This is a genomic window from Mycobacterium nebraskense (assembly GCF_002102255.1).
Lineage (GTDB): Bacteria > Actinomycetota > Actinomycetes > Mycobacteriales > Mycobacteriaceae > Mycobacterium > Mycobacterium nebraskense.
In genome coordinates this window covers 104,818-130,360 of the sequence record NZ_LQPH01000066.1, presented here as the reverse complement: position 1 = coordinate 130,360, position 25,543 = coordinate 104,818, and the positions used below count along the sequence as shown (strand labels likewise).

24 protein-coding genes are annotated in these 25,543 nt (G+C 67.3%); 22 read left to right on the top strand and 2 right to left on the bottom strand.

Annotated elements, in window-relative coordinates:
• Positions 1-47: 47 nt before the first annotated feature.
• The 11 genes from AWC17_RS06965 (at position 48) to AWC17_RS06915 (ending at position 10,415) form a co-directional block, all read left to right on the top strand.
• Complete coding sequence (locus AWC17_RS06965) at positions 48-1,217, top strand: CaiB/BaiF CoA transferase family protein (RefSeq protein WP_046183945.1); 1,170 nt, start codon at positions 48-50, stop codon at positions 1,215-1,217.
• 138 nt (positions 1,218-1,355) lie between these two features.
• On the top strand, positions 1,356-1,949 hold the full coding sequence (locus AWC17_RS06960; protein ID WP_046183946.1) for a hypothetical protein: 594 nt from the start codon (positions 1,356-1,358) through the stop codon (positions 1,947-1,949).
• Complete coding sequence (locus AWC17_RS06955; protein WP_046183947.1) at positions 1,949-2,653, top strand: hypothetical protein; 705 nt, start codon at positions 1,949-1,951, stop codon at positions 2,651-2,653. The genes AWC17_RS06960 and AWC17_RS06955 overlap by 1 nt, the downstream gene beginning before the upstream one ends.
• 17 nt (positions 2,654-2,670) lie before the next feature.
• Positions 2,671-3,882, top strand: a complete 1,212-nt coding sequence (locus AWC17_RS06950) for a cytochrome P450 (protein WP_046183948.1) — start codon at positions 2,671-2,673, stop codon at positions 3,880-3,882.
• Between the two features lies 1 nt (position 3,883).
• A complete protein-coding gene (locus AWC17_RS06945; protein ID WP_046183949.1) occupies positions 3,884-4,852 on the top strand; it encodes a zinc-binding dehydrogenase in 969 nt (322 codons plus the stop codon).
• 2 nt (positions 4,853-4,854) lie between these two features.
• On the top strand, positions 4,855-5,616 hold the full coding sequence (locus AWC17_RS06940) for an HpcH/HpaI aldolase family protein (protein WP_047322424.1): 762 nt from the start codon (positions 4,855-4,857) through the stop codon (positions 5,614-5,616).
• The gene (locus AWC17_RS06935) at positions 5,613-6,011 is read left to right on the top strand and encodes a nuclear transport factor 2 family protein (protein ID WP_046186870.1); all 399 of its coding nucleotides are present in this window, start codon (positions 5,613-5,615) and stop codon (positions 6,009-6,011) included. Before AWC17_RS06940 ends, AWC17_RS06935 begins: the two co-directional genes overlap by 4 nt.
• A complete protein-coding gene (locus AWC17_RS06930) occupies positions 6,008-6,736 on the top strand; it encodes an SDR family NAD(P)-dependent oxidoreductase (protein WP_046186869.1) in 729 nt (242 codons plus the stop codon). Before AWC17_RS06935 ends, AWC17_RS06930 begins: the two co-directional genes overlap by 4 nt.
• Positions 6,718-8,238 carry a flavin-containing monooxygenase gene (locus tag AWC17_RS06925; protein ID WP_372517409.1) on the top strand — a complete coding sequence of 507 codons (1,521 nt, stop codon included), beginning with the start codon at positions 6,718-6,720 and terminating at the stop codon, positions 8,236-8,238. The genes AWC17_RS06930 and AWC17_RS06925 overlap by 19 nt, the downstream gene beginning before the upstream one ends.
• Positions 8,235-9,191: an alpha/beta hydrolase gene (locus AWC17_RS06920; protein WP_047322381.1), complete on the top strand. Its 957-nt coding sequence runs from the start codon at positions 8,235-8,237 to the stop codon at positions 9,189-9,191. Before AWC17_RS06925 ends, AWC17_RS06920 begins: the two co-directional genes overlap by 4 nt.
• A gap of 30 nt (positions 9,192-9,221) precedes the next feature.
• Positions 9,222-10,415 carry an enolase C-terminal domain-like protein gene (locus tag AWC17_RS06915; RefSeq protein WP_046187222.1) on the top strand — a complete coding sequence of 398 codons (1,194 nt, stop codon included), beginning with the start codon at positions 9,222-9,224 and terminating at the stop codon, positions 10,413-10,415.
• A gap of 3 nt (positions 10,416-10,418) precedes the next feature.
• On the opposite strand, the gene AWC17_RS06910 is transcribed toward AWC17_RS06915, so the two are convergent.
• Entirely contained in the window at positions 10,419-11,528 is a 1,110-nt protein-coding gene (locus AWC17_RS06910; RefSeq protein WP_085164477.1) for an alcohol dehydrogenase catalytic domain-containing protein, read from the bottom strand.
• A gap of 14 nt (positions 11,529-11,542) precedes the next feature.
• Between AWC17_RS06910 and AWC17_RS06905 the strand changes: the two genes are divergently transcribed.
• Positions 11,543-12,031, top strand: coding sequence for an acyl-CoA thioesterase (locus tag AWC17_RS06905; protein ID WP_046185404.1), 489 nt, complete (start codon positions 11,543-11,545; stop codon positions 12,029-12,031).
• A 95-nt stretch (positions 12,032-12,126) separates the two neighbouring features.
• On the top strand, positions 12,127-12,567 hold the full coding sequence (locus AWC17_RS06900) for an SRPBCC family protein (protein WP_046185405.1): 441 nt from the start codon (positions 12,127-12,129) through the stop codon (positions 12,565-12,567).
• A gap of 6 nt (positions 12,568-12,573) precedes the next feature.
• Here AWC17_RS06900 and AWC17_RS06895 read toward each other — a convergent pair whose 3' ends face one another.
• Positions 12,574-13,266: a GntR family transcriptional regulator gene (locus AWC17_RS06895; RefSeq protein ID WP_082123109.1), complete on the bottom strand. Its 693-nt coding sequence runs from the start codon at positions 13,264-13,266 to the stop codon at positions 12,574-12,576.
• Between the two features lie 160 nt (positions 13,267-13,426).
• Here AWC17_RS06895 and fadD5 point away from each other — a divergent pair, with 160 nt between their 5' ends.
• The 9 genes from fadD5 (at position 13,427) to AWC17_RS06850 (ending at position 25,354) form a co-directional block, all read left to right on the top strand.
• Entirely contained in the window at positions 13,427-15,067 is a 1,641-nt protein-coding gene (gene fadD5, locus AWC17_RS06890) for a fatty-acid--CoA ligase FadD5 (RefSeq protein ID WP_046185406.1), read from the top strand.
• Positions 15,068-15,414: 347 nt separating this feature from the next.
• Entirely contained in the window at positions 15,415-16,131 is a 717-nt protein-coding gene (locus AWC17_RS06885) for an MlaE family ABC transporter permease (protein WP_372517411.1), read from the top strand.
• Position 16,132: 1 nt separating this feature from the next.
• Complete coding sequence (locus tag AWC17_RS06880; RefSeq protein WP_046185408.1) at positions 16,133-17,002, top strand: MlaE family ABC transporter permease; 870 nt, start codon at positions 16,133-16,135, stop codon at positions 17,000-17,002.
• 5 nt (positions 17,003-17,007) lie between these two features.
• Positions 17,008-18,309, top strand: a complete 1,302-nt coding sequence (locus AWC17_RS06875) for an MCE family protein (protein ID WP_046185409.1) — start codon at positions 17,008-17,010, stop codon at positions 18,307-18,309.
• Positions 18,306-19,346: a virulence factor Mce family protein gene (locus AWC17_RS06870; RefSeq protein WP_046185410.1), complete on the top strand. Its 1,041-nt coding sequence runs from the start codon at positions 18,306-18,308 to the stop codon at positions 19,344-19,346. Before AWC17_RS06875 ends, AWC17_RS06870 begins: the two co-directional genes overlap by 4 nt.
• Positions 19,343-20,935: a virulence factor Mce family protein gene (locus tag AWC17_RS06865; protein WP_047322380.1), complete on the top strand. Its 1,593-nt coding sequence runs from the start codon at positions 19,343-19,345 to the stop codon at positions 20,933-20,935. The genes AWC17_RS06870 and AWC17_RS06865 overlap by 4 nt, the downstream gene beginning before the upstream one ends.
• Complete coding sequence (locus tag AWC17_RS06860; protein WP_085164456.1) at positions 20,932-22,545, top strand: virulence factor Mce family protein; 1,614 nt, start codon at positions 20,932-20,934, stop codon at positions 22,543-22,545. The genes AWC17_RS06865 and AWC17_RS06860 overlap by 4 nt, the downstream gene beginning before the upstream one ends.
• A 104-nt stretch (positions 22,546-22,649) precedes the next feature.
• The gene (locus AWC17_RS06855) at positions 22,650-23,810 is read left to right on the top strand and encodes a virulence factor Mce family protein (RefSeq protein WP_046187036.1); all 1,161 of its coding nucleotides are present in this window, start codon (positions 22,650-22,652) and stop codon (positions 23,808-23,810) included.
• Positions 23,804-25,354, top strand: coding sequence for a virulence factor Mce family protein (locus AWC17_RS06850; RefSeq protein ID WP_046187035.1), 1,551 nt, complete (start codon positions 23,804-23,806; stop codon positions 25,352-25,354). The genes AWC17_RS06855 and AWC17_RS06850 overlap by 7 nt, the downstream gene beginning before the upstream one ends.
• Positions 25,355-25,543: the final 189 nt, after the last annotated feature.

Below are 25,543 nucleotides of genomic sequence, written 5' to 3'. Positions count from 1 at the left end.
CGTCACGCTGGCGTGACGTTCGAACGGCAGAGAGTGGGAACACGCCCATGGCGGGACCAATGGAGGGCGTCAAGGTCGTCGAGCTCGGGGTGTGGGTGGCCGGACCGGCCACCGGCGGCATCCTGGCCGACTGGGGCGCCGACGTCGTCAAGATCGAACCGCCGAGCGGTGACCCGGGGCGCTTGTTCGGCAGGATGCTGGGCTGCGACCTCGGGGTCAACCCGCCGTTCGAAATGGACAACCGTTCCAAGCGCAGCGTCGTGTTGGATCTCGCGGAGGAGGCGGGCCGCGACACCGCGTTCGAATTGCTCGCCGAGGCGGACGTTTTCGTGACCAATGTGCGACCCGGCGCGTTACAGCGCCTGGGGCTCGACTTCGAATCGGTGGCCGTCCGCAACCCCCGGCTGGTCTACGGGCTGATCACCGGATACGGGGAAACCGGACCCGACGCCGACCGGGCCGCCTACGACGTCGCCGCGTTCTGGTCGCGCGCTGGGGTGGCGCATCTGCTCACCCGCCCCGGCGACACCCCGCCGTTCCAGCGCGGCGGCATGGGCGATCATTCGGCCGGCATGACGCTGGCGGCCGCCATCTGCGCGGCGCTGGTCGCCCGCGCACGCACCGGGACCGGCCAGCTGGTGACCACCTCGCTGTACCGCCAGGGCGCCTACACCGTGAGCTTCGACCTCAACACCTACCTGCTCACCGGCCAGCCGATCGCGATCGGGCAACGCGAATCGATGGGTAATCCCTGTATGAACAACTACGCCACCGCCGATGGGCGGCGATTCTGGATCGTCGGGCTGGAAGGCGATCGGCACTGGCCCCCGCTGTGTCGCGCCGTCGGCCATCCGGAGTGGCTGGACGACCCCCGGTTCGGCGACGCTTACGCCCGCTTCGTCAACGCGCCGACGCTGATCGCCGAGCTGGATGCGATCTTTGCCACCCGCACCCTCGACGAATGGGCGCAGGCCTTCGCGGCCGAGCCCGATTTCTTCTGGTCGCCGGTCAACAGCCTCGAAGACGTTGTCGCCGACGAGCAGTTCCACGCCGCGGGCGGCATCGTCGACGTGCCGGACGGGGAATCCAGCGTTCCGATGGTGGCCACACCGGCCGATTTCCACGGCACGCCATGGGCACCGCGTTCTGCGGCACCGGAACTCGGTCAGCACACCGACGAAGTGCTCGCCGAACTGAAGGCGCGCCGCGGCTCGTGACCACCGGTCGCACCTTTACAAATTTGTTCCCAAGTGTCACGCTGTCCGGTGAGTCGCGTGAGGCGGCCCCCAGCCCAGGACAAGCGTTGCGGTAAACGCCCATGCACGGTTTCGGTGCGGCGGTGAGGAACGGATTGAATGGTCACGTCAACGTTCGACATCAGGGAAGGCAACCGGGTCAAAGCCGCCCGGGCGAGCCGTGCAGACCGGGAATGTCTGCGATATCGACTCGACGTCATCGCGGTGAGCGCCCTGGACGTCGTCCAGTCTGCCGGAGGTTGGCTCTACGACCGGGCGATGGCCGGCTGGCAGGTGACGGTGCTGCTGCCCAATGGCAGCGACGCCCGCTCCCTGCGGATCCTCGGCGTGCAGACGCTGGACCTCGACGAGCAGTTCGCCGCGATCGGCCACGGCTCGACGAGCCAGAGCCTGGCGGTGAGCGCCGAAGCGTTCACCGCGGATGCGCGCGTGCGCGACAAGGTGCTCGCTTCGCTGGACGACCGGTTGACCGAAGTCGCGTTGTGGGGTCAAGCGCCTTCCGGATGGCCCTTACGGGTGGATCGCAGGATGGCCAGGGCGCAGTACGCGCTCAGCGCGGCCGCGCGAAGGTTCAAGGGCCACGCGTTGGCGGCGGCCGGGATTGATTGCCCCGCGGTCTATTCCACCGAGACATTGCTCTGCGATTTAGCGACCTGTGGACGCGGCGACTCGGGGCTGGTCCGGCTCGACTGATGAAGAAGTACTACCGCCACACGCTGCTCTACCTCCACGAGACCATCTCGCTCGGCTCCGGAAGGAGCGACCACTTCACCGAGGTGTTCTCCGACACCTACCACCCGATGATGGACGAGCTGGGGGCCCGGCTTTTCGCGATCTGGGAATCCACCCCGTACAACGGTCACTGGCCGCAGGTGACGATCATCTGGGAGATCGACGGGTTCGCCGACTACGCGCGGATCGGGGCCGCCCAGACCCGCGGCGGCAGTCACGAGGCCGCGGCCGGCAAATGGTCGGCCTTCCTGGCCGACATCGGCGCCGCGGGGGAGGGCCGAATCATGTATCCCGGTCCGAGCAACAAGACTCTCGCCCAGCTGCGCGAGGCCAACATCACTGCGCCGCTGGTGATTCAGGAAATCATGCAGACCAAGCCGGGGCGCCAAGACGACTACATCCGCGAACTGGAGCGCCTCTACGTCCCCTGGTCGGAACGTACCGGCAAACGCTGGTTGGGTTCGTTCACCACGACCTTCCGCTACAACGAGGTCATTCACTACTGGGCGCTGGACGGCGGCTGGGAATGCTTCGCCAACCACTACCCCTCGTGGAAAGAAAGCCCACCCGCCGAGATCGTCACCTGGATGAGTGTGGCTCCCGCCCTGCGCGACGGCTGGGAAGACTCGATCCTGCAGGCCCTACCGCCGTCGCCGCTGCAGTGATGGGGCGGCGAGAACCTGTGAAGTTCGCCTACGATCCCTTCGATGCGGAGGTGATGGCGAATCCGCTTCCGTACTACCGAGTCCTGCGGGACCACCATCCCGTGTACTACATGCCGCAATGGGACACCTTCGCCCTGTCCCGCTTCGAGGACATCTGGCAGGTGCTGGAAGTCAACGATGGGACGTTCGTCGCGTCGGAGGGGACCCTGCCCCCGGCGTCGGTCCTGGCCAAACACAACACCGGTCCGGTCGACGACCCCCCGCTGCATCCGCTGCCATTCCACGCGGTGTTCGACACGGATCTGTACGCGGAGATCCGGCGCGCGCACTCCCAGCCGCTGCGCCCCAGGGCGGTCACCGGGTGGGAGGCCAGAATCCGCGAGCTGGCCAACGAGCGTCTCGATGAGCTGCTGCCCCGGGGCTCGTTCGACCTCACCCAGGACTACGGCGGCATCGTCGTGGCGTCCGTCGTATGCGAGTTGCTGGGCATTTCAACCGATCTCGCACCCCAGGTGCTGGCCGCGGTCAACGCCGGCAGCCTCGCCGAGCCCGGTGTCGGGGTGGACACCGCCGAAGCGCGGCCCAACTATTTCGAATACCTGCTGCCATCGGTTCGGCGCCGCCGCGCCGATCAGTCCGGCGGACCCCTCGCCGTCGTGGACGGTCTACTCGGTTACCGCCTGCCCGACGGCAGCCCGCTCGACGACGTCGAAGTCGCGACCCAGATGCTCTGCATCTTCATCGGGGGCACCGAGACGGTGCCCAAGATCGTCGCCCACGGGCTCTGGGAGCTCGGCCAGCGGCCCGACCAGATGGCCGCGGTGCGTGCCGACCCCGAGAACAACGTCCCCATCGCACGCGAGGAGATGATCCGGTTCTGCGCGCCGGCGCAGTGGTTCGCCCGAACGGCGCGCAAGCCCTTCACCATTCACGGCGAGACCATCCGGCCCGGCCAGCGCGTCATCACCCTGCTCGCCTCGGCCAACCGCGACGAGCGGGAATACCCCGAACCCGACGAATTCATCTGGGACAGGCCCATCCGCCGCTCGCTGGCCTTCGGCCGCGGGCAACACTTTTGCATCGGCTACCACCTGGCCAGGCTGGAAGTCGCTGTGCTGCTGCAAGAGTGGCTGCGCAGGGTGCCCGAGTATGCGATCCAGGCCGAGGCCGCCAGGCGCCTGCCCTCCAGCTTCCAATGGGGATGGAACAACATCCCGGTGGAGGTCTGACGTGTGGTCCTATCGGATCGTCGCCCCCTACCTGTTCGAGCGGACAACGATCGCAGACAAGACACCCGAGTTCCTCGCCGACGGCCAGGTGCTGTTGCGGTTCACGGCAGCCGGTGTCTGCGGCAGTGATCTGCCGGCCTTTCGTGGTGCCCGCGGCCGCCTTCCGGGCGACGACGGAACCAGCGCGGCCGAAAAGGACGGCTTTCCCATCCATGAAGTCGCCGGCGAGGTGATCGCCAGCCGGCATCCCGATCACCGTCCCGGCGACCGCGTGGTCGGCTGGGCCTCCGGGTTCGACGGCATGATGGAACGCGTGGTCAGCAATGGCGACGGCCTCGCGCCGTACGACCCGGCGCTGACCCCGGCCCAGGCGGTCGGCCTGCAACCACTGGCGTGTGTCCTCTACGCCTGCGAGCAACTGCCGGATCTGGTCGGCAGGCACGTGGCAATCATCGGCCAGGGCTCCATCGGCCTGCTGTTCTCCTACGTCGCGAGGGCGTCCGGTGCCCGGCGCGTCACCGGAGTCGACCCCGTCGACCGGTCAAGTCTCGCAACCGCATTCGGTGTCGACGACCCAGTACGCGCCACCAGCGACCGTTGGGTGAGCCACCTTGCGGCCGACGACCGCGCCGACGTCGTCATCGAGGCCGTCGGTCACCAGGTGGCCACGTTGGGCCACGCCATCGACGCCACCGCGCCCGGGGGCACCGTGTTTTATTTCGGCGTCGCCGACGACGAGGCCTATCCGATCAGCATGCGCAGCATGCTGCGCAACAACCTGACGCTGAAATCCGGTGTGACGCTGGACCGGCGGCGGATGCTGGAGCTCGCGGGCAAGTTCGCCGCCGAACATCCCGAGCTGCTCGCCGCCTACCTGACGCACACGTTCGGCATCGACGACGTGCAGGGGGCGTTCGAGTTGGCGAGCCTCCCGGTCCCCGAGCGCGTCAAGATTGCGATCGCGGAGTGAGCGTGGCCGACCATCCCCAGAGCGCTTTGCAGCGGGCGCTGAGCCGGGCCACCCCGATTTGGGGTGGCTGGGTCACCGGGCCGACACTGCTGGGGCCGGAGGAATTCGCCGGGGCCGGTTACGACTACGTGGGTTTCGACGCCCAGCACGGCTACCTCGACGACGCCGACATCGCCAGCATGCTGCGCCGGATCGAGCACCTGCCCATCGGCACCGTCGTGCGGCTGCCCAACGCCGACGCGGCACCGATCGGCCGCGTGCTGGACGCCGGCGCCGACGCCGTCGTCATCGCCATGATCGAGTCGGCGGACCAGGCCGCCGCGGCGGTGGCCGCCACCCGCTACCAGCCCGCGGGCATCCGCAGCTTCGGCCCGTTGCGCGCCAGCCTGGGCCGTGACACCGCCGCGCTGGAATCTCGGGTCAGCGTGTTCGCGATGATCGAGACGGCGGCGGCGCTGTCCGGCCTCGACGAGATATGCGCTGTCGACGGGCTCGCCGGGCTCTACGTCGGGCCCGCGGATCTGGCCCTGTCGCTGGGCGTGGACGCGGTTGGCGCGACCAAGGATCCGGCCGTCCTGGATGCCATCGTGCGAATTCACCGAGCGGCCACCGGGGCCGGGCTGTTGACCGGCATCCACGCCGGGGACGGCAAGACGGGTCGCGCCATGGCCAAGCTGGGGTTTTCGATGATCACCCTGACGGCCGAATCGCATGCGCTGCGTCGGGGAGCCGCGGAGCACCTGCGCGAGGCGACCGAACCATGACGGATGACCGGGCCGCGATCCGCGAGTTGCTCGTCGGTTACGCCCTCGCGCTCGACGCGGGTGACGTCGACGAGTGTTTGGGTTTGTTCGCGCGGGACGCCGAATTCGTAGTCTACGGGCGGTCATTCGCCGGACACGACGCCATCGGAAAGATGTTCCGGGATGCCCCGCGCGGGCTGCACTTGACCGGTGTCTCGCGCATCGACGTCCGCGACGACACCGCAACGGCGCGGTCGCAGGTGCTGTTCGTCCGGGCGGGTGACCTGCACCTACGCCCCGCCCTATACGACGACGAACTGGTCCGCACCGAAGGGCAGTGGCGTTTACGACGGCGGCGGTGCCAGTTCGTGACCAGCCGCGGCTTGTCCGACACCCCCGAGGTCACGTCATCATGAATCAACGCGTCGCACTGGTGACCGGCGCAGCCGGCGGCCAGGGTTGGGCCATCGCCAAAAGGCTACGCACAAAAGGCTATTCGGTGGCAGCATGTGATCGGCGCGTCCACGAACTGACCGCCGCGGTTGATGAATTGGGCGACGACGAGGTGATCGCGATCGAACTCGACGTCACCTCGGAATCACTGTGGGAGTCGGCCGTGCACGCCGCGGTCCATCGCTTCGGGGCGCTGACCACGCTGGTCAACAATGCCGGCGTGCTGCACCGGGCCTCGTTGGCCGACGAAACCGCCGACGGTTTTGAAAACTCCTGGCGGGTCAATTGCCTCGGCGCGTTTCTGGGCATTCGGACAACGCTGGAACACCTGCGTGCGGCGAACCAGGCCGCCATCGTCAACATCTGCAGCACCGGGGCCATCCGCCCCTTCCCGCACCACGCCGCATACGGTTCGGCGAAATGGGCGCTTCGCGGCCTGACCCAGAACGCCGCCGCCGAACTGGCCCCCTTCGGCATCCGGGTCAACGCGGTGTTCCCCGGGCCGATCGCGACCCCGATGCTCGATGACGCCACCCAACTGCGGCTCGCCGCGTCGTCGGCCTTCGGGCGGATCGGCCAACCGCGCGAGGTCGCCGACGCCGTCGCGTTCCTGGTCTCCGAGGAGGCATCGTTCATCACCGGTTCGGAACTGGTCGTCGACGGTGGCCAATGCGTGCAGATCCGATGAGCGGACCCGCGATCGGCATCATCGGCGCCGGGCCCGGCGGCCTGGCCCTGGGGATCCTGCTCGCGCGGGCCGGTTTTCGGGACTTCACCATCTTCGACCGGGAAGACGACGTCGGCGGCACCTGGCGGATCAACACCTATCCTGGGCTGGCCTGTGACGTCAAATCGCACCTTTACTCGTACTCGTTCGACCTGAACCCGGACTGGTCGCGGCTGTGGTCGGCGCAGCCCGAGATTCTGGCGTACTTCCAGCGGTGCGCCGACAAGTACGGCCTGCGCCCACACCTGCGGCTGCGCACCGAAATTCGTGCCGCACGGTGGGAGGAAGACGCACAGCGGTGGTGCCTGACCACGGCGGAGGGTGAACGGCATCACTTCGACGTGGTGGTCTCCGCCGTGGGCCTGTTCACCCGCCCGCTCCTGCCGGACCTCGTGCAAGAGGAACCCTTCACCGGGACGGTGATGCACTCCGCGCGGTGGGACCACTCGATCCCGCTCGCCGGCAAGCGGATTGCGGTGCTCGGCACGGGATCCACCGCGTCGCAGCTGTTGCCCGAATTGGCCAAGGTGGCCGGCAAGGTCTACTCGGTGCAACGATCGCCGACCTGGATTCTGCCCAAGCCGGACCGGCATTACACGCGACGCGAGCGCTGGGCTTTCGCTCACGTGCCGTGGGCCAAGAAGCTGTACCGAACGCGGCTCTGGTTGCGCAGCGAATCCAACATCTCGGTGATCGAACACGGCAGCGAAAAGACCCACGACTTCACGGCGGTCGCTCTCGGCCTGCTCGAAAAGACCGTCGCCGACGAGGATTTGCGCCGCAAACTCACCCCGACCCATCCGATGGGCTGCAAGCGGCTGGTGTTCTCCTCGGACTACCTGCCCGCGCTGACCCAGCCCAATGTGGAGGTATTGACCAGCCCGGCGCGATGCCTGCGCGCCCGATCCCTGGTCACCGAGGACGGCACCGAGCGTGAGGTCGACCTGGTGGTGTGCGCGACCGGCTACGCCGCGGCCGACTACCTGGGCGAGCTGGACGTTTCCGGGGAGCGCGGAACCACCCTGCGGGAGGCCTGGCGGGACGGGGCGCACGCCTATCTCGGCATGGCCGTGCCGGGCTTTCCGAACTTCTTCATGCTGTACGGCCCGAACACCAATGTCGGCTCCAACAGCGTCATCTTCATGCTCGAGGCCCAAGCGCGCTACATCGTGCGGGCGCTCAAGCACATGCGGCGCAAGGGCAAGACCTACATCGCGGTGCGGCCCGGCGCGCTGGCCGACTTCGTCGCCAAGATCGACCGCTGGATGATCGGTACCGTCTGGACCACGCAGTGCAGCAATTACTTCCGCGCCGCCAACGGTCGTGTGGTGACGCAGTGGCCGCGCAGCGCGCGTAGCTTCTGGGGAATGACGCGTCGGTTCAAACCGGGCGACTTCCGCTTCGAGCCCACTGCCGACTCCGTGCCCGGCGCATTGACAACGTCGGACAGGGGAGTTCGATGACGCAACTGGACGGCGCCGAACGGCTCGCCCCCGAACTGCGGGCTATCGCGACCACCCGGACCGACTTTTCCTTCGGCTCAATCCAACTCACCCGCGATCCGTTCAACGAGCGCCGCCGCGCCGCGGCCGAACAAACCGACGCGCGGAGTGTCCAGATCGCCGAAGGCAGCGCGCCAGCGGAATCGCCAGTGCCGGTGCGGATTTATCGTGGCGGGCCCACACCGGCGCCCGTGGTCCTCTACTGCCATGCCGGCGGGTTCGCGCTGGGAAATCTCGACACCGACCACCGCCAGTGCGTGGAGCTCGCGCGCCGCGGCCACTGCACGGTGGTGTCGGTCGACTACCGGCTGGCGCCGGAGCACCCCTACCCGGCCGCGCTCGACGACGCGAGCACCGTGCTGCGGTGGGTGGTGGACAATGCCCGCGAACTCGGCGTCGACCCGGCCAGGCTCGCCGTCGCCGGCAGCAGCGCCGGCGCCACCCTGGCCGCGTGCCTGGCGCACGGCGCGGCCGACGGGTCACTGCCGCCGGTCGCCTTCCAGCTGCTGCACCAGCCCGTGTTGGACGATCGAGCCACCCACTCCAAGAAGGAGTTTCGCACCAGCCCGGCATTCGACAGCGAGGCAGCCGACCTGATGTGGGGGCACTACCTGGGCGAGAGGACCGGATCGGAATCAGCGGTGCCCGCGCGGCGAACCCGGCTCGGTGGTCTGCCCCCCGCTTTGATCACGTGCGCGGAGATCGATCCCTTCCGCGACGAAGCGGTGGACTATGCGCTGCGCCTGCTCCACGCCGGGGTGTCGGCCGAGCTGCACGTGTTCACCCGCACCTGCCACGGATTCGATTCGCTGCTGCCCGATTGGTCCACGTCCGAGCGCCTGTTCGCGCTGCAGGCGCACGCCCTGCGGAGCGCCTTGCGCGGGAGGGGCGCGGGACCTTCGCCTCTACTCTGAGCGCCCGGGCCCTCGGCAGAATGTGCTGCCATGAAGATCACCGGACTCGAGGTGGTGCCGTTCGAGTCGTTCGTCGATCGAATCTCGTTCGGCCAGCTGATGACCGACTACCGCGTGGTGCAGACCGTGACCAAGGTGCTCACCGACGAGGGCGTCGAGGGCTACTACTTCGGCGGTCACTTCCACGGCGATCAGGACGGATTGCTCCCTGGGGACCGGGCGATCATCACCCAATTCTTGGGCCCGCTGCTCGTCGGCCAGGACCCGTTCGACAGGGCGGAGATCTGGCGGCAACTGTGGGCGGCGAAGCTTCCCGAAAACGTCTGCAGCGTAATCGATCTGGCGCTATGGGATTTGGCCGGCCGCGTCACCGGGCTGCCGGTACACAAATTGCTGGGCGGCGCTCGGGACCGGGTGAAGGCGTATGCCAGCAGTTTCAACAATCTCGGATCGCCCGAGGACTACGTGGCCCACGCCGTCGAGTGCAAACGTCAGGGCCACGGCGCCTACAAGATTCACCCCTACCACTACTGGAATCCCGCGACAGGTCAGTTCGCCCTCCCGCGGCCGTCCTACGTGGACTGGGATATCCGGGTATGTCGCGAGGTTCGAGCGGCGGTGGGCGACGAGATGGTGCTGATGTTCGACCCGTGGGGTACCTACCACAGCTACGAGGACGCGCTGCGGGTCGGCCGCGAGTTGGAGCGGCTGGGTTTCTACTGGTACGAGCACCCGATGCCGGAGTACCGGGTCGAGGCCTACCGGCGACTCGGCGACGAACTCGACATCCCGATCTGCTCTCCCGAGATCGCCGAGGGCGGCATCTATACCCGGGCGGATTGGATCCTGCGCCATGCCTCCGACATCAGCCGCATCGACGTCCTGCGCGGCGGCATCACCGGCGTGATGAAGCTGACCGGGATGTGCGAGGCGGTCGGCATGCGGTGCGAGCTACACATGAGCGGCTTCGGCAACCTGCAGGTTCTCGGCGCCACCAGCGAAGACGTCTGCGAATACTACGAGCGCGGCCTGCTCGGGCCGGGGGCTCGCTACGACACCGCGCCGCCGTATCTGACGGCGCCGTGCGACCCGCTCACCCCGGACGGATTCGTCGAGATACCGTCGGCACCCGGACTGGGCTACGAAATCCGTTGGGATTACATCGAAAGTCACCGCGTGCCGGACGCGGGGGTGGACCCCGTCGCACCCCTGCACCCGAGATAGCGGCTAGTCGAACCTGATGAGCTGTCGCACGGCGGTGCCGTCGGCCAGATTGTCCATCGCCTCGTTGATGTCATCCAACCGGATCGACGACGACACCAGCGATTCCACCGGCAGCCGCCCCGCCTGCCACAATGCGACGAACCGGGGGATGTCGCGGCTGGGCACCGCCGAGCCCAGGTAACTGCCGATCAGCGACCGCCCTTCGGCCACGAAACCCAACGGCGACACGGTGATTCGCGCGTCCGGCGGTGGAAGGCCGACGGTGATGGTGCGGCCGCCCGGCGCGGTCAGGGCGATGGCCGTCTCGAGTGCGGCGGGATGACCGACGGCCTCGATGACCACGGCGGCCTTCACCCGGGCGTCGACGGCCTGCTGCGGTGTGTACGCCTCGTGCGCGCCCCGGGCCCGGGCGGCGGCCAGCTTGTCGGGCAGTTGGTCGACGGCGACGACGCGCACGTCGTCATAGGTGAGCGCCGTGAGCACCGCCGCCATGCCGACACCGCCCAGGCCGACAACGGCGACCGTCTGGCCCGGTTGCGGATGGCCGACGTTGAGCACGGCGCCCCCACCGGTCAGTACCGCGCAACCCAGTAGCGCGGCGACTTCGGGCGGCACGTCGGCTGGCACCGGAACCACGCTGGCGCGGTTGACCACCGCGTGCGTCGCGAAGCCCGAAACCCCGAGGTGGTGAAACACTGGGTGGCCGGCGTGGTTGAGCCGGATGTCGCCGCCCAACAACGTTCCGGCGGCGTTGGCTGCGCTGCCCGGTTCGCACGGCGTCAGGCCCTCGGTCGCGCAGGCCGCGCAATGACCGCACCGCGGCAAGAACACCAGCACCACGCGCTGACCGATGGCAAGGTCTGACACACGGTCGCCCACTTGCTCGACGATTCCGGCCGCCTCATGACCGAGCAGCATCGGCACCGGCCGCACCCGGTTGCCGTCGACCACCGACAGGTCGGAGTGGCACACGCCGGCGGCCTCGATGCGGATCATCACCTCTCCGCTGCCCGGCGGATCCAGGTCGAGATCGACGACGCTGATCGGCCGGGACTCGGCGTAAGGGCGGGCCAGACCGATCCGGTCCAGCACGGCGCCCCGAATCTGAACCATGCTGGAATACAACCATGGCTTCGGAACCCCAGGTCTCGCCGGCTCCGGCGGTACCGCCGGCACCCGACGGGCTCACCAGCGACGACTTCCCGGTGCTGTGGCCGGTGGGAACCCGGTGGGCCGACAACGACATGTTCGGCCACCTGAACAACGCGGTGTACTACCAGTTGTTCGACACCGCCATCAACGCCTGGATCAACACCAGCACCGGGCTGGATCCGCTCACCACGCCCGCGCTCGGCATCGTCGCCGAGTCGGGCTGCCGGTACTTCTCGGAACTGCAATTCCCCGAGGGCCTCGTGGTGGGCGTAGCGGTGACCCGGCTCGGCCGCAGCAGCGTCACGTACCGGCTCGGCGTGTTCCGGGCGCGGGGAGAGCAGGCGCAGCCCATCACGGCGCTGGGCCATTGGGTGCACGTCTACGTCGACCGCGCCAGCCGCAAGCCGGTCGGCATTCCCGACGCCATCCGCTCGTTGCTGTCGACAGCCCACGTGGACCGATAAGCCCGAGATTGCCCGCAGCACCGGGGCTTTCGCACGAAACAGCGGCCCGGGCCGCACTGGCTGGAGCGCCTCGCCAACCCCGCTATGCTTCGCCAATGCCAGTTATGAGCAAGACCGTCGAGGTCAGCGCCGACGCCGCCTTGATCATGGCCATCGTCGCCGACTTCGAGGCCTACCCGCAGTGGAACGAGGAGATCAAGGGTCTCTGGGTGCTCGCCCGCTACGACGACGGGCGCCCCAGCCAGCTGCGGCTCGACACCGACTACCAAGGCATGCAGAGCATGTTCATCCAGGCCGTGTACTACCCCGGGGAAAACCAGATCCAGACCGTCCTGCAGCAGGGCGACCTGTTCACCAAGCAGGAGCAGCTGTTCAGCGTGGTGGAGATGGGTGCGTCGAGCTTGCTGACCGTGGACCTCGACGTCGAGACCTCGATGCCGGTTCCCGCGCCGATGGTCAAGCAGCTGCTCAACAACGTCCTGGACCACCTTGCCGAAAGTCTCAAGCGGCGCGCCGAACAGCTGGCCGGCGACTAGCGACCGCTAGTCGAAGATCCCTGTGCGGTCCCGCATCTCGGTCAGCCGGGCCGCCGCGTCGGTGAATTGCCACACGGTGTGCTCGATCACGGCGGCGGCGTCGCGCCGGCGCAGCGCCGCGATCAGCTGCCGATGATTCTCGACGGCGGCCGCGCCCCACTGCGGGTCCGCGGCGTACACCAGTACCGGCATGTAGCGCGCGGCGTTGAGCAGGAACCAGGCCAATTTGATCCGCCCGCTCGCCTGATTGAAGACCCGATGGAACGCGAACTCGATGCCCGCGATGGTTTCGGCGTCGCTTGATCCGATGGCTGCGGCGAGCGCCTCGTTGATGCGCTCCAGCTCGTTGATCTCGGCGTCGGTGATGTGGTCGGTGGCCGCGGCCGCCAGCTCTCTGGCGATGGTGGCCTGCAGCCAGAAGATGTCCTCGATGTCTTGGCGCGTCAGCGGCAGCACGACGTGACCGCGGTGCGGTTCGAGCTGCACCATGCCCTCGCCGCGCAGCTTGAGCAGGGCTTCGCGCACCGGCGTGACGCTCACGCCGAGCTCGGCCGCGGTCTCATCGAGGCGGATGAACGTTCCCGGCCGCAAGGCCCCGGACATGATCGCCCCCCGCAGGTGACCCGCGACCTCGTCCGACAACTGCGCCCGGCGCAGTGGCCGTCGGCGCCTCAGTCGCGTAGATATCGGTGCGTTCACGGGGGCTGCCAGGACTTTCGGGGCTTCGCGGGGTTGATCTGAAACTTTTGTCGGGGGTTGTCATCAGGGCTTTAAGGCCATAATGTGACCCAGACAACACCATGTTTTATCAAATATCAACGTGGCGCAAGCGGTGCGCGAGTGAAGGGGAAGGGTTGGGTTGACCGCGCAATTGGCGAGCCATCTGACACAGGGCACCGAGCAGCCGTATCTGGCCCGGCGGCAGAACTGGGTGAACCAGCTCGAGCGGCATGCCCTGATGCAGCCGGGCGCGACGGCGCTACGGTTCCTTGGGAAGACCGTGACGTGGGGGGAACTGCGGCACCGGGTGGCGGCGCTGGCCGATGCGTTGAGCCGTCGGGGAGTCGGCTTCAGCGACCGGGTCATGGTCCTGATGCTCAACCGCACCGAATTCGTCGAATCGGTGCTGGCGGTCAACATGCTCGGCGGCATCGCCGTTCCGCTGAACTTCCGGCTCACCGCCTCCGAAATCGCGTTCCTGGTCCAGGATTGCGAAGCCCGCGTGATGATCACCGAATCGGTGCTCGCCCCGGTGGCCACCGGGGTCCGCGATGCCGAGGCCCTGCTGGGCACGATCATCGTGGCCGGCGGCGCAGGCGACGACAGCGTGCTCGGCTACGAGGACCTGATCAACGAGTCCGGCGCTGCGCATGAGCCCGTCGACATCCCGAACGATTCCCCGGCGTTGATCATGTACACCTCGGGCACCACCGGCCGCCAGAAAGGCGCCGTGCTGACCCATACCAACCTGACCGGCCAAACCATGACTGGGCTGTACACGAACGGCGCCGACATCAACAGCGACGTCGGCTTCATCGGCGTCCCGTTCTTTCACATCGCCGGCATCGGCAACATGCTGACCGGGATGCTGCTCGGCACCCCCACCGTGATCTACCCGCTCGGCGCGTTCGAGCCGGGACAACTGCTCGACGTGCTGGCCGAAGAGAAGGTCACCGGCATCTTCTTGGTGCCCGCGCAGTGGCAGGCGGTCTGCGCCGAACAGCAGGCACGGCCCCGCAACCTGAGGTTGCGGGTGATTTCGTGGGGGGCCGCGCCGGCACCGGACGCGCTGCTGCGCGAGATGTCGGCGACGTTTCCCGGAGCGCAGATCCTCGCCGCGTTCGGCCAGACCGAGATGTCGCCGGTCACCTGCATGCTGCTGGGCGAAGACGCGATCCGCAAACGTGGATCGGTCGGCAAGGTGATCCCGACCGTGGCCGCCCGCGTGGTCGACGAGAACATGAACGACGTACCCGTCGGCGAGGTTGGCGAAATCGTTTATCGCGCACCAACTTTGATGAGCGGCTACTGGAACAACCCGGAGGCGACCGCGGAGGCGTTCGCGGGCGGTTGGTTCCATTCCGGAGACCTCGTCCGCATGGACGCCGACGGCTACGTCTGGGTGGTGGATCGCAAGAAAGACATGATCATCTCCGGCGGGGAGAACATCTACTGCGCCGAGGTGGAAAACGTGCTGGCCAGCCATCCCAGCATTGTCGAAGTCGCGGTCATCGGGCGTTCCCACGACAAGTGGGGCGAGGTGCCGATAGCGGTGGCGGCCGTCGCCGGCGACCAGCTGCTGCTCGACGAGTTGGAGGAATTTCTGACCGAGCGGCTCGCGCGGTACAAGCATCCGAAGGCGCTCGAGATCGTGGACGCGTTGCCTCGCAATCCCGCGGGCAAGGTGCTCAAGACTGAACTGCGGATCCGTTACGGAGTCGCAAATATCGACGAAAACCGTTCCACGACAAGAGGTTTTACGGGCAGAGAGGAAAGCTGACGGAAACTGTAACGTTTGCTCGTTGTTGACGAAGGGTTAATTGTGCGGATGCAGTTCACACGTGCAAGGCCATCGGGTACATTCCTGTGGTCTCCGTTACTACTTGCCAGTAGGGAGCCGATGGTCACACACGTTGGGTCGCGGCAAGGTGGGGGCACCCCCGGCCGCATAGCGGCGAGGGGGCGAGGCGTGCTACACGATCCGCCGCGGCGCCCAGAGGCTCGCGGTATCGGCCGGAGGGGGCAGCGGTGACTTCGACGTCGACGAGTCGACAGGGTCCCTACTTGGCCGGTTACCTGCGCGACCAACTGCAGACCCCGCTGACGCTCATCGGGGGATTCTTCCGGATGTGCGTCCTCACCGGAAAAGCACTGTTCCGCTGGCCGTTCCAATGGCGCGAATTCGTCCTGCAGTGCTGGTTCATCATGAGGGTGGCCTTCCTGCCGACCATCATGGTGTCGATCCCGCTGACCGTCCTGCTGATCTTCACGCTCAACGTGCTGCTGGCCCAGTTCGGAGCCGCCGACCTGTCCGGCGCCGGCGCGGCGATCGGTGCCGTCACCCAGCTCGGGCCGCTCACCACGGTGCTGGTGGTGGCCGGCGCCGGGTCGACAGCGATCTGCGCGGACCTCGGTGCCCGCACCATCCGCGAGGAGATCGACGCGATGGAGGTGCTCGGCATCGACCCCATCCACCGGCTGGTGGTCCCCCGCGTGATCGCCGCGACGCTGGTCGCCACTCTGCTCAACGGCCTGGTGATCACCGTCGGCCTGGTCGGCGGCTACCTGTTCGGTGTCTACCTGCAAAACGTCTCCGGCGGCGCCTACCTCGCCACCCTGACCACGATCACCGGCCTGCCCGAGGTGGTCATCGCCACCGTCAAGGCCGCGATATTCGGCCTCATCGCCGGGCTCGTCGGCTGCTTCCGCGGGCTGACCGTGCGCGGCGGCTCCAAGGGGCTCGGCACCGCCGTCAACGAGACCGTCGTGCTCTGCGTCGTCGCGCTGTACGCGGTCAACGTGGTGCTGACGACCATCGGCGTGCGATTCGGAACGGGCCACTGACATGTCAACCGCTGCCGTATTCCGTGCCCGCTTCCCCCGGGCAGCCGAAAACGTCAACCGCTACGGCGGGGCCGCGGGCCGCGGCCTCGACGACATCGGCCAGATGGCCTGGTTCGGGGCGGTGGCCGTCGGGCAGATCCCGCACGCCCTGCGCAACTACCGCAAGGAGACCCTGCGGCTGATCGCCCAGATCGGGATGGGCACCGGCGCAATGGCGGTCATCGGCGGCACGGTCGCCATCGTCGGCTTCGTCACCCTGTCCGGTAGCTCCCTGGTCGCCATCCAGGGGTTCGCCTCGCTGGGCAACATCGGCGTCGAGGCGTTCACCGGTTTCTTCGCCGCACTGATCAACGTGCGCATCGCCGCCCCGGTCGTCACCGGTATCGCCATGGCCGCCACCGTCGGCGCCGGCGCGACCGCGGAGCTGGGCGCCATGCGCATCAGCGAAGAGATCGACGCCCTGGAAGTGATGGGCATCAAGTCGATCTCATACCTGGCGACCACCCGGATCATGGCCGGCCTGGTCGTCATCATCCCGCTCTACGCGCTGGCCATGATCATGTCGTTCCTGTCCCCGCAGATCACCACCACCGTGCTCTACGGGCAATCCAACGGCACCTACGAGCACTACTTCCGGACGTTCCTGCGTCCCGACGACGTGTTCTGGTCATTCCTCGAGGCCATCATCATCACGGCGGTCGTGATGATCACCCACTGCTTCTACGGATACAACGCCCGCGGCGGACCCGTCGGCGTCGGGGAAGCCGTCGGCCGATCGATGCGTTTCTCGCTGGTGTCGGTGCAGGTCGTCGTTCTGGCCGCCGCGTTGGCGCTCTATGGCGTCAACCCCAACTTCGCGCTCACGGTGTAGCCGCCATGACATCGCCAGTGAAAATCAACGCCCCCCGGAACCCGCCGTACAAGCTGGCCGGCATCGCGTCGTTGATCATCGCCATAGTGGCCGTGGTTCTGATCTACGGTCAGTTCCGGGGCGACTTCACTCCCAAGACCAAGTTGACAATGCTGGCGTCGCGGGCCGGGCTGGTGATGGATCCGGGCTCGAAGGTGACCTACAACGGGGTGGAGATCGGCCGGGTGGCCAACATCTCCGAGGTGGTGCGCGACGGCAAGCCGGCCGCCAAGTTCACCCTGGACGTCTACCCCCGGTATCTGTCGTTGATCCCGGCCAACGTGAACGCCGACATCAAGGCGACCACCGTGTTCGGCGGTAAGTACGTGTCGTTGACGACGCCGAAGAACCCGTCACCGCAGAAGCTCAGCACGCACACGGTGATCGACGCGCGGACGGTGACCACGGAGATCAACACGCTGTTCCAGACGGTCACCTCGATCGCGGAGAAGGTGGATCCGGTCAAGCTCAACCTGACGCTGAGCGCGGCCGCCCAGGCGCTGACCGGATTGGGCGACCGGTTCGGGCAGTCGGTGGTGAACGCCAACGCGATCCTCGATGACGTCAATCCGCAGATGCCGCAGGCGCGTCACGACATTCAGCAGCTCGCCGGGTTGGGCGACACCTACGCCAACGCGGCGCCGGACCTGCTGGACTTCCTCAACAACGCGGTGATCACCTCGCGCACCATCAACGCGCAGCAGAAGGATCTGGACCAGGCGTTGTTGTCGGCGGCCGGGTTCGGCAACACCGGCGCGGACATCTTCGAACGCGGTGGCCCGTATTTGGCGCGCGGCGCCCAGGACCTGGTGCCCTCGGCCCAGCTGCTGGATACCTACAGCCCGGAGCTCTTCTGCACGGTGCGCAACTACCACGACATCGAGCCCAAGGCGTCCTCGTTCCTGGGCGGCAACGGCTACTCGCTGAACGCCCACACCGAGGCGCTGTCCGGGTTGGGTCTTGTGCTGAATCCGGTGGCCGCGGTGCCCACCCTCGCGTCACTCGTCGGCGGGCTCGCCGGGCTCGTCGGCGGCGCACCGAACCCGTACACCTACCCGGAAAACCTGCCGCGGGTGAATGCGCGCGGCGGTCCGGGGGGTGCCCCGGGTTGCTGGCAGCAGATCACCCACGACCTGTGGCCCGCGCCCGAATTGGTGATAGACAGCGGCAACAGCCTCGCGCCGTATAACCACCTCGACACCGGATCCCCCTACGCGATCGAGTACGTCTGGGGCCGCCAAGTAGGGGATAACACGATCAACCCATGAAAATCACCGGAACCATCGTCAGGCTCAGCATCTTCTCGTTGGTGCTGCTGGTCTTCACTGTGATGATCGTCGTCGTATTCGGTCAGATGCGCTTTGACCGCACGAACGCATACTCGGCGGAGTTCACCAACGTCAGCGGACTGCGGGCCGGGCAATTCGTCCGCGCCTCGGGGGTGGAGATCGGCAAGGTCAGTTCGGTGAAACTGGTCGACGGCGGCAAGCGGGCGCGGGTGGAGTTCGCCGTCGACCGCTCGGTGCCGCTGTACCAGTCGACGACGGCGCAGATCCGTTACCTCGACCTGATCGGTAACCGCTACCTGGAGCTCAAGCGCGGCGAAGGCGAGGGCGCCGAGAAGGTCCTCCTGCCGGGCGGTTTCATCCCGCAGTCGCGAACCACGCCGGCGCTCGACCTCGACGCCCTGATCGGTGGTTTCAAGCCGCTGTTCCGAGCGCTGGACCCGCAGAAGGTGAACACCATCGCGACGGCTCTCATCACCGTGTTCCAGGGCCAGGGCGGCACCATCAACGACATCCTCGATCAGACCGCGCAGCTGACCACGCAGCTCGGTGAGCGCGACCAAGCGATCGGCGAGGTCATCAAGAACCTGAACATCGTCCTGGACACCACGGTTCGGCACCGCCAGCAGTTCGACCAGACGGTCAACAACCTCGAGGTGCTCATCACCGGGCTGAAGGACCACGGTGACCAGCTGGCGGGCGGGACGGCGCACATCAGCAACGCGGCCGGGACTGTTGCCGACCTGCTCGCCGAGGACCGCGGGCTGCTACACAAGACCCTCAACTACCTGGATGCGATCCAGCAGCCGCTCATCGACCAGCGCGACGGGCTGAACGACTACCTCAAGAGGGTGCCCACCGCGTTGAACATGATCGGGCGCGCGATCGGCTCCTACGGCGACTTCGTGAACTTCTACGCCTGTGACATCACGCTCAAGATCAACGGGCTGCAGGCCGGCGGCCCGGTCCGCACGGTCCGGCTATTCCAGCAGCCGACGGGTAGGTGCACGCCGCAATGAGAACACTGGAACCACCCAACCGGGTTCGCATCGGGCTGATGGGCATCCTCGTCCTGCTGCTGGTTCTTGGCGTGGGCCAGAGCTTCACCAGTGTCCCGATACTGTTCGCCAAGCCCAGCTACTACGGGCAGTTCACCGACACCGGCGGCATCAGCTCGGGTGACAAGGTGCGCATCGCCGGCGTGGACGTCGGCAAGGTGGAGGGCCTGGAGATCGACGGCGACCACATTCGGCTGAAGTTCTCGATCGGCACCGCCTCCATCGGTACCGAGAGCCGGCTGGCGATCAAGACCGACACCATCCTCGGTAAGAAGATCCTGGACGTCGAGGCCAGGGGCGCCCAGCCGCTGCGGCCCGGGGCGACCCTGCCGATTGGACAGAGCACGACTCCCTACCAGATCTACGACGCGTTCTTCGACGTCACCAAGGCCGCTCAGGGCTGGAACATCGACACCGTCAAGGAATCGCTGCACGTGTTGTCGCAGACCATCGACCAGACCTACCCACACTTGAGCGCGGCGCTGGACGGCGTCGCCAAGTTCTCCGACACGATCGGCAAGCGCGACGAGCAGGTCAAGCATCTGCTCGCCCAGGCCAACCAGGTGGCCAGCGTCCTCGGTGACCGCAGCGAACAGGTCGACCGCCTGCTGGTCAACACGAAGACGCTACTGGCCGCCTTCAACGAACGCGGCCAGGCCATCAACGCGTTGCTGGCGAACGTCGCCGCCTTCTCCGAACAGGTCAAGGGCTTCATCAACGACAACCCGAACCTGAACCACGTGCTCGAACAGTTGCGCACGGTCAGCGACATCTTGAAGGAACGCAAAGACGACGTCGCCGCGGGGCTCACCGAGGTCGGCAAGTTCCTGCCGTCGTTGAACGAGGCCATCGCGTCGGGACCGTTCTTCAAGGTGGTCCTGCACAACCTCGCGCTCTACCAGATCATTCAGCCGTGGGTGGACGCCGCCTTCAAGAAGCGCGGCATCGATCCGGAGAACTTCTGGCGTAGCGCCGGGCTGCCCGAATTCCGGTGGCCCGACCCCAACGGCACCCGCTTCCCCAACGGCGCACCGCCGCCGGCGCCCCCGGTGCTCGAGGGCACGCCGGAGCACCCGGGGCCGGCCGTTCCGCCGGGATCGCCGTGCTCCTACACCCCGGCCAACCCGGGCGGCAACGTCACCGTCGGTGACGAGGGCCTGCCGCGGCCGTGGAATCCGCTGCCGTGTGCCGGTGGGGGCATCGGACCGTTCGGCGGCCCGGGCTTCCCGGCGCCGGTCGACGTGATGACCTCGCCGCCGAACCCGGGCGGTCTGCCGCCGACGCCGGGCATCCCGATCGCGGGACGGCCGGGCGACCCGACCCCGGACGTTCCCGGCACACCCGTGCCGCTGCCGGCGCAGGCACCGCCGGGCGCGCGCACCGAGAACCTGGCGCCGGCCGGACCGACGCCACCGCCGTCGACATTCGCGCCCGGGTTCCCGCCGGGACCGGTGGCGCCACCCGGACCTGGCGAACAACTGCCGGCGCCGTTCATCAACCCGGGCGGATCGGGAGGCAGCGGCGCTGCCGGGGGAGGTAGCCAGAATTGAGCACCGCCTTTGATATCCGCAACATCCGGCTGCCGAAGATGACCCGGGCGACCGTGATCCTCGGGTCGCTGGTGATCGTGCTCGCCCTCGTCGTCGGGTTCGTCGGCTGGCGCCTCTACGAGAAGCTGACCAACAACACGGTGGTGGCCTATTTCCCGGCGGCCAACGCGCTCTACCCGGGGGACAAGGTCCAGATCATGGGGTTGCGGGTGGGCGCGATCGACAAGATCGAGCCGGCCGGCGACAAGATGAAGGTCACCTTCCATTACGAGAACAAGTACCGGGTTCCCGCCAACGCCAACGCGGTGATCCTGAACCCGACGCTGGTGGCGTCGCGGGCCATCCAGTTGGAGCCGCCCTATAAGGGCGGCCCGGTGCTGGCCGACAACGCCGTGATCCCCGAGGAGCGCACCCAGGTCCCGGTGGAGTGGGACCAGCTGCGCAACAGCATCACCAACATCATCTCCAAGCTGGGCCCCACGCCCGAGCAGCCGACGGGCCCGTTCGGTGAGGTCATCGAGTCCTACGCCAATGGGCTGGCCGGCAAGGGCAAGGAGTTCAACACGACGCTGAGCAACCTGTCGCAGGCGTTGACCGCGCTCAACGAGGGCCGCGGCGACTTCTTCGCGGTCGTGAAGAGCCTGGCGCTGTTCGTCAACGCGCTGCACAAGGACGACCAGCAGTTCGTCGCGCTGAACCAGAACCTGGCGGAATTCACCACGCGGCTCGCGCACAACGACAGCGACCTTTCGAACGCGATCGAGCAGTTCGACGGTCTGCTGTCCACCGTGCGCCCCTTCTTGAACAAGAACCGCGAAGTGCTGACCTACGACATCAACAACCTGGCCACCGTGACCAACACGATCCTGCAGCCGGATCCGTTGAACGGGCTGGAGACCGCGCTGCACGTCCTTCCGACGGCCGCGGCGAACATCAACCAGATCTACCACCCGTCGCACGGGTCGGTGGTCGCCATCCCGGCGATCACGAACTTCGCCAACCCGATGCAGTTCATCTGCAGCTCGATCCAGGCGGGTAGCCGGCTCGGGTACCAAGAGTCGGCTGAACTGTGCGCGCAATACCTGGCGCCGATCCTCGATGCCATCAAGTTCAACTACCTGCCGTTCGGCGCGAACCTGTTCAGCACCGCCGAGACCCTGCCCAAGGAAGTGGCCTACTCCGAAGACCGGCTGCACCCGCCCAACGGATACAAGGACACCACCGTCCCCGGCATCTGGGTCCCGGACACCCCGACGTCGCACCGCAACACCCAGCCCGGCTGGATCGTCGCGCCCGGGATGCAGGGGCAGCAGGTCGGGCCGATCACCGCGGGTTTGATGACCCCGGACTCGCTGTCCGAGCTCATGGGAGGACCCAACATCGCCCCCGTCCAATCGAACCTGCAGACGCCGCCGGGACCGCCGAACGCTTACGACGAGAACCCGATCGTGCCGCCCATCGGCCTGAACGCTCCGGTGCCCATCCAGCCGCCGCCACCCGGGCCCAACGTGGCCCCGGGTCCGGTCGCCCCGACGCCGGCGCCGGTTGCAGCGCCCGCGCCCAACGCCGGTGGGCCAGCGGTGCCCACTGACTTCGGGGGTGGCCAGTGAGGCGCGGGACGAGCGCGGTACGCGCGAGGAGCAAGCCGAGCCGACAGTCAGTGAGGCGCGGGACGAGCGCGGTACGCGCGAGGAGCAAGCCGAACCGACAATCAGTGAGTGCGCTTCGTCTGGTTCGCCGCCGGACCTGGCAGGGGCTGGTTCTGCTGGTGGCCGCGCTGGTGCTGAGTTCGTGCGGCTGGCACGGGATCTCCAACGTCGCGATCCCCGGGGGTCCGGGCAGCGGCTCGGGCGCCATGACGGTCTACGTGCAGGTGCCGGACACCCTGGCGATCAACGGCAACAGCAAGGTGATGGTCGCCGACGTCTTCGTCGGGTCGATCAAGGCAATCGAGCTGAAGAACTGGATCGCTACCTTGACGCTGGGTATCGACAAGAACACCAAGCTGCCGAAGAACGCCATCGCCAAGATCGGCCAGACCTCGCTGCTGGGTTCCCAGCACGTCGAGCTGGCTGCACCGCCGAACCCGTCGCAGGAATTGCTCAAGAACGGCGACACGATTGCGCTGAAGAATTCCTCGGCGTATCCGACCACCGAGCAAACCCTGGCCAGCCTGTCGCTGATCCTGCGCGGTGGCGGCATCCCCAACCTGGAGGTGCTGCAGAACGAGGTCTTCAACATCTTCAACGGGCGGGGCGACCAGATCCGGGCCTTCCTGGGCAAACTGGACACCTTCACCAGCCAGCTCAACGAGCAGCGGGATGACATCACGCACGCGATCGACTCGACCAACCGGCTGCTCACCTACGTGGGTGCCCGGGCCGACGTCCTCGACCGGGTGCTCACCGACATCCCGCCGCTGGTCAAGCATTTCGCCGACACCAAGAACTTGCTGATCAACGCCGTCGACGCGGTGGGACGGCTCAGCCAGGCCGCCGACCAGTACCTGTCGGAAGCCCGCGGGCCCCTGCACACCGACCTGCAGGCGCTGCAATGCCCGTTGAAGGAGCTGGGACGCGCCTCGCCGTACCTGGTCGGCGCGCTGAAGCTGATCCTCACGCAGCCGTTCGACATCGACACGGTGCCGAAGATCTTCCGCGGCGACTACATCAACATCTCGCTGACACTCGACGTGACTTACAGCTCCGTCGACAACGCGTTCCTCACCGGTACCGGATTGTCGGGGGCCCTGCGCGCGCTCGAGCAGTCGTTCGGGCGTGATCCCGAGACGATGATCCCCGACGTCCGCTACACGCCGAACCCGAATGACGCGCCCGGTGGGCCACTGGTGGAAAGGGGGGACAGGAATTGCTGACTCCTTTCGTCAGACGCCAGCTGGTTGCGTTCGGGATCCTGACGGTCATCTCGCTGCTCGTGCTCGGGGTGTACTACCTACAGATCCCGAGCCTGGCGGGCATCGGTCGATACACGCTGAAGGCCCAGCTGCCCGCGTCGGGCGGCCTGTATCCGACGGCGAACGTGACGTACCGCGGCATCACCATCGGCAAGGTCACCGACGTCGAGCCGACCGAACGGGGCGCCGAGGCGACGATGAGCATCGACAGCCGCTACAAGATCCCGACCGACGCGACGGCCAACGTGCACTCGGTGTCGGCCGTCGGTGAGCAGTACCTGGACCTGGAGTCGACCGGGAACCCGGGCAAGTTCCTGTCGGACGGTCAGACGATCACGAAGGGCACGGTGCCCGCCGAGATCGGGCCGGCATTGGATACGGCCAACCGCGGGCTTGCCGTGCTGCCCAAGGACAAGATCGCCCAGTTGCTCGACGAGACGGCGCAATCCGTGGGCGGGCTGGGCCCCGCCCTGCAGCGGCTGGTGGATTCCGCTCAGGCGATCGTCGGAGATTTCAAGACGAACATCACCGACGTCAACGACATCATCCAGAACTCGGGTGGGGTCCTGGACAGCCAGGTCAAGTCGGGTGATGCCATCGAACGGTGGGCGCGCAACCTGAACAAGTTGGGCGCGCAGTCCGCGCAGGAAGACCAGCACCTGAGAAGCGTGCTGCGCCAGGCGGCGCCGACCGCCGATCAGGTCAACGACGTGTTCAGCGGCGTACGGGAGTCGCTGCCGCAGACGCTGGCGAATCTCGAAGTGGTGTTCGACCTGCTCAAGCGCTACCACACCGGCGTGGAGCAGGTCCTGGTGTTCCTACCGCAGGGCGCTTCGATCGCCCAGACGGTGGCAGCGCCGTTCCCGAACATGGCGGCACTGGACCTGGCGTTGTCGATCAACCAGCCACCGCCGTGCCTGACCGGCTTCATCCCGGCGTCGGAGTGGCGGTCCCCGGCTGACATCAGCATGCAGCCGCTGCCGTCCGGCACGTACTGCAAGATCCCGATGGACACCCCGGCCAACAGCGTGCGCGGGTCGCGCAATATCCCGTGCACGGACATCGAGGGCAAGCGGGCGGCCACCCCGCGGGAGTGCCGCGACCCCAATCCGTACGTTCCGGCCGGGACGAACCCCTGGTATGGCGACCCCAACCAGATCCTGACCTGCCCGGCCCCCTCTGCGCGCTGTGACCAGCCGGTGAAACCGGGTCAGGTGATCCCGGCGCCGTCGATCGATACCGGCCTGAACCCGGCCCCCTCGGACCGGGTTGCGGGGACGCCTCCGCCGACCAGCGATCCCTTGTCGCGGCCGGGGTCGGGTACCGTGCAGTGCAACGGCCAGCAGCCCAACCCGTGTGTCTACAACCCCAGCGGGTCTCCCGCGGCGATCTACAGTCCCCAAAGCGGTGAACTGGTAGGGCCAGATGGAGTTAAATACTCCGTCGAGAACTCGGCCAGAACAGGAGACGACGGATGGAAGGAGATGCTGGCGCCAGCCGGCTGAACCCCCCACCGATGCCGAAGTTTCGTCGTCTGCGCAGACGGCGTCCTAAGAACCAGGACCCGGCGGCCGCCGCCGACCCGACCAGTCCCGTGGCGGCGGCCGGGGATTCGGCAGAAGCCGAGGACGCAGCCGAACCGACCAGCGCCGAGGCGACGGCCGGGGAATTGGCAGAAGCCGAGGACGGGGCCG

Excerpts from the sequence above, each read along its gene's own strand:
- AWC17_RS06880 (WP_046185408.1), top strand. The coding sequence starts at position 16,133 with ATGTCAACCGCTGCCGTATTCCGTGCCCGCTTCCCCCGGGCAGCCGAA.
- AWC17_RS06965 (WP_046183945.1), top strand. The coding sequence starts at position 48 with ATGGCGGGACCAATGGAGGGCGTCAAGGTCGTCGAGCTCGGGGTGTGG.
- AWC17_RS06935 (WP_046186870.1), top strand. The coding sequence starts at position 5,613 with ATGACGGATGACCGGGCCGCGATCCGCGAGTTGCTCGTCGGTTACGCC.
- AWC17_RS06910 (WP_085164477.1), bottom strand. The coding sequence starts at position 11,528 with ATGGTTCAGATTCGGGGCGCCGTGCTGGACCGGATCGGTCTGGCCCGC.
- AWC17_RS06875 (WP_046185409.1), top strand. The coding sequence starts at position 17,008 with ATGACATCGCCAGTGAAAATCAACGCCCCCCGGAACCCGCCGTACAAG.
- AWC17_RS06955 (WP_046183947.1), top strand. The coding sequence starts at position 1,949 with ATGAAGAAGTACTACCGCCACACGCTGCTCTACCTCCACGAGACCATC.
- AWC17_RS06905 (WP_046185404.1), top strand. The coding sequence starts at position 11,543 with ATGGCTTCGGAACCCCAGGTCTCGCCGGCTCCGGCGGTACCGCCGGCA.
- AWC17_RS06865 (WP_047322380.1), top strand. The coding sequence starts at position 19,343 with ATGAGAACACTGGAACCACCCAACCGGGTTCGCATCGGGCTGATGGGC.
- AWC17_RS06925 (WP_372517409.1), top strand. The coding sequence starts at position 6,718 with ATGCGTGCAGATCCGATGAGCGGACCCGCGATCGGCATCATCGGCGCC.
- AWC17_RS06930 (WP_046186869.1), top strand. The coding sequence starts at position 6,008 with ATGAATCAACGCGTCGCACTGGTGACCGGCGCAGCCGGCGGCCAGGGT.
- AWC17_RS06885 (WP_372517411.1), top strand. The coding sequence starts at position 15,415 with ATGTGCGTCCTCACCGGAAAAGCACTGTTCCGCTGGCCGTTCCAATGG.
- AWC17_RS06960 (WP_046183946.1), top strand. The coding sequence starts at position 1,356 with ATGGTCACGTCAACGTTCGACATCAGGGAAGGCAACCGGGTCAAAGCC.
- AWC17_RS06915 (WP_046187222.1), top strand. The coding sequence starts at position 9,222 with ATGAAGATCACCGGACTCGAGGTGGTGCCGTTCGAGTCGTTCGTCGAT.
- AWC17_RS06900 (WP_046185405.1), top strand. The coding sequence starts at position 12,127 with ATGCCAGTTATGAGCAAGACCGTCGAGGTCAGCGCCGACGCCGCCTTG.
- AWC17_RS06870 (WP_046185410.1), top strand. The coding sequence starts at position 18,306 with ATGAAAATCACCGGAACCATCGTCAGGCTCAGCATCTTCTCGTTGGTG.
- AWC17_RS06920 (WP_047322381.1), top strand. The coding sequence starts at position 8,235 with ATGACGCAACTGGACGGCGCCGAACGGCTCGCCCCCGAACTGCGGGCT.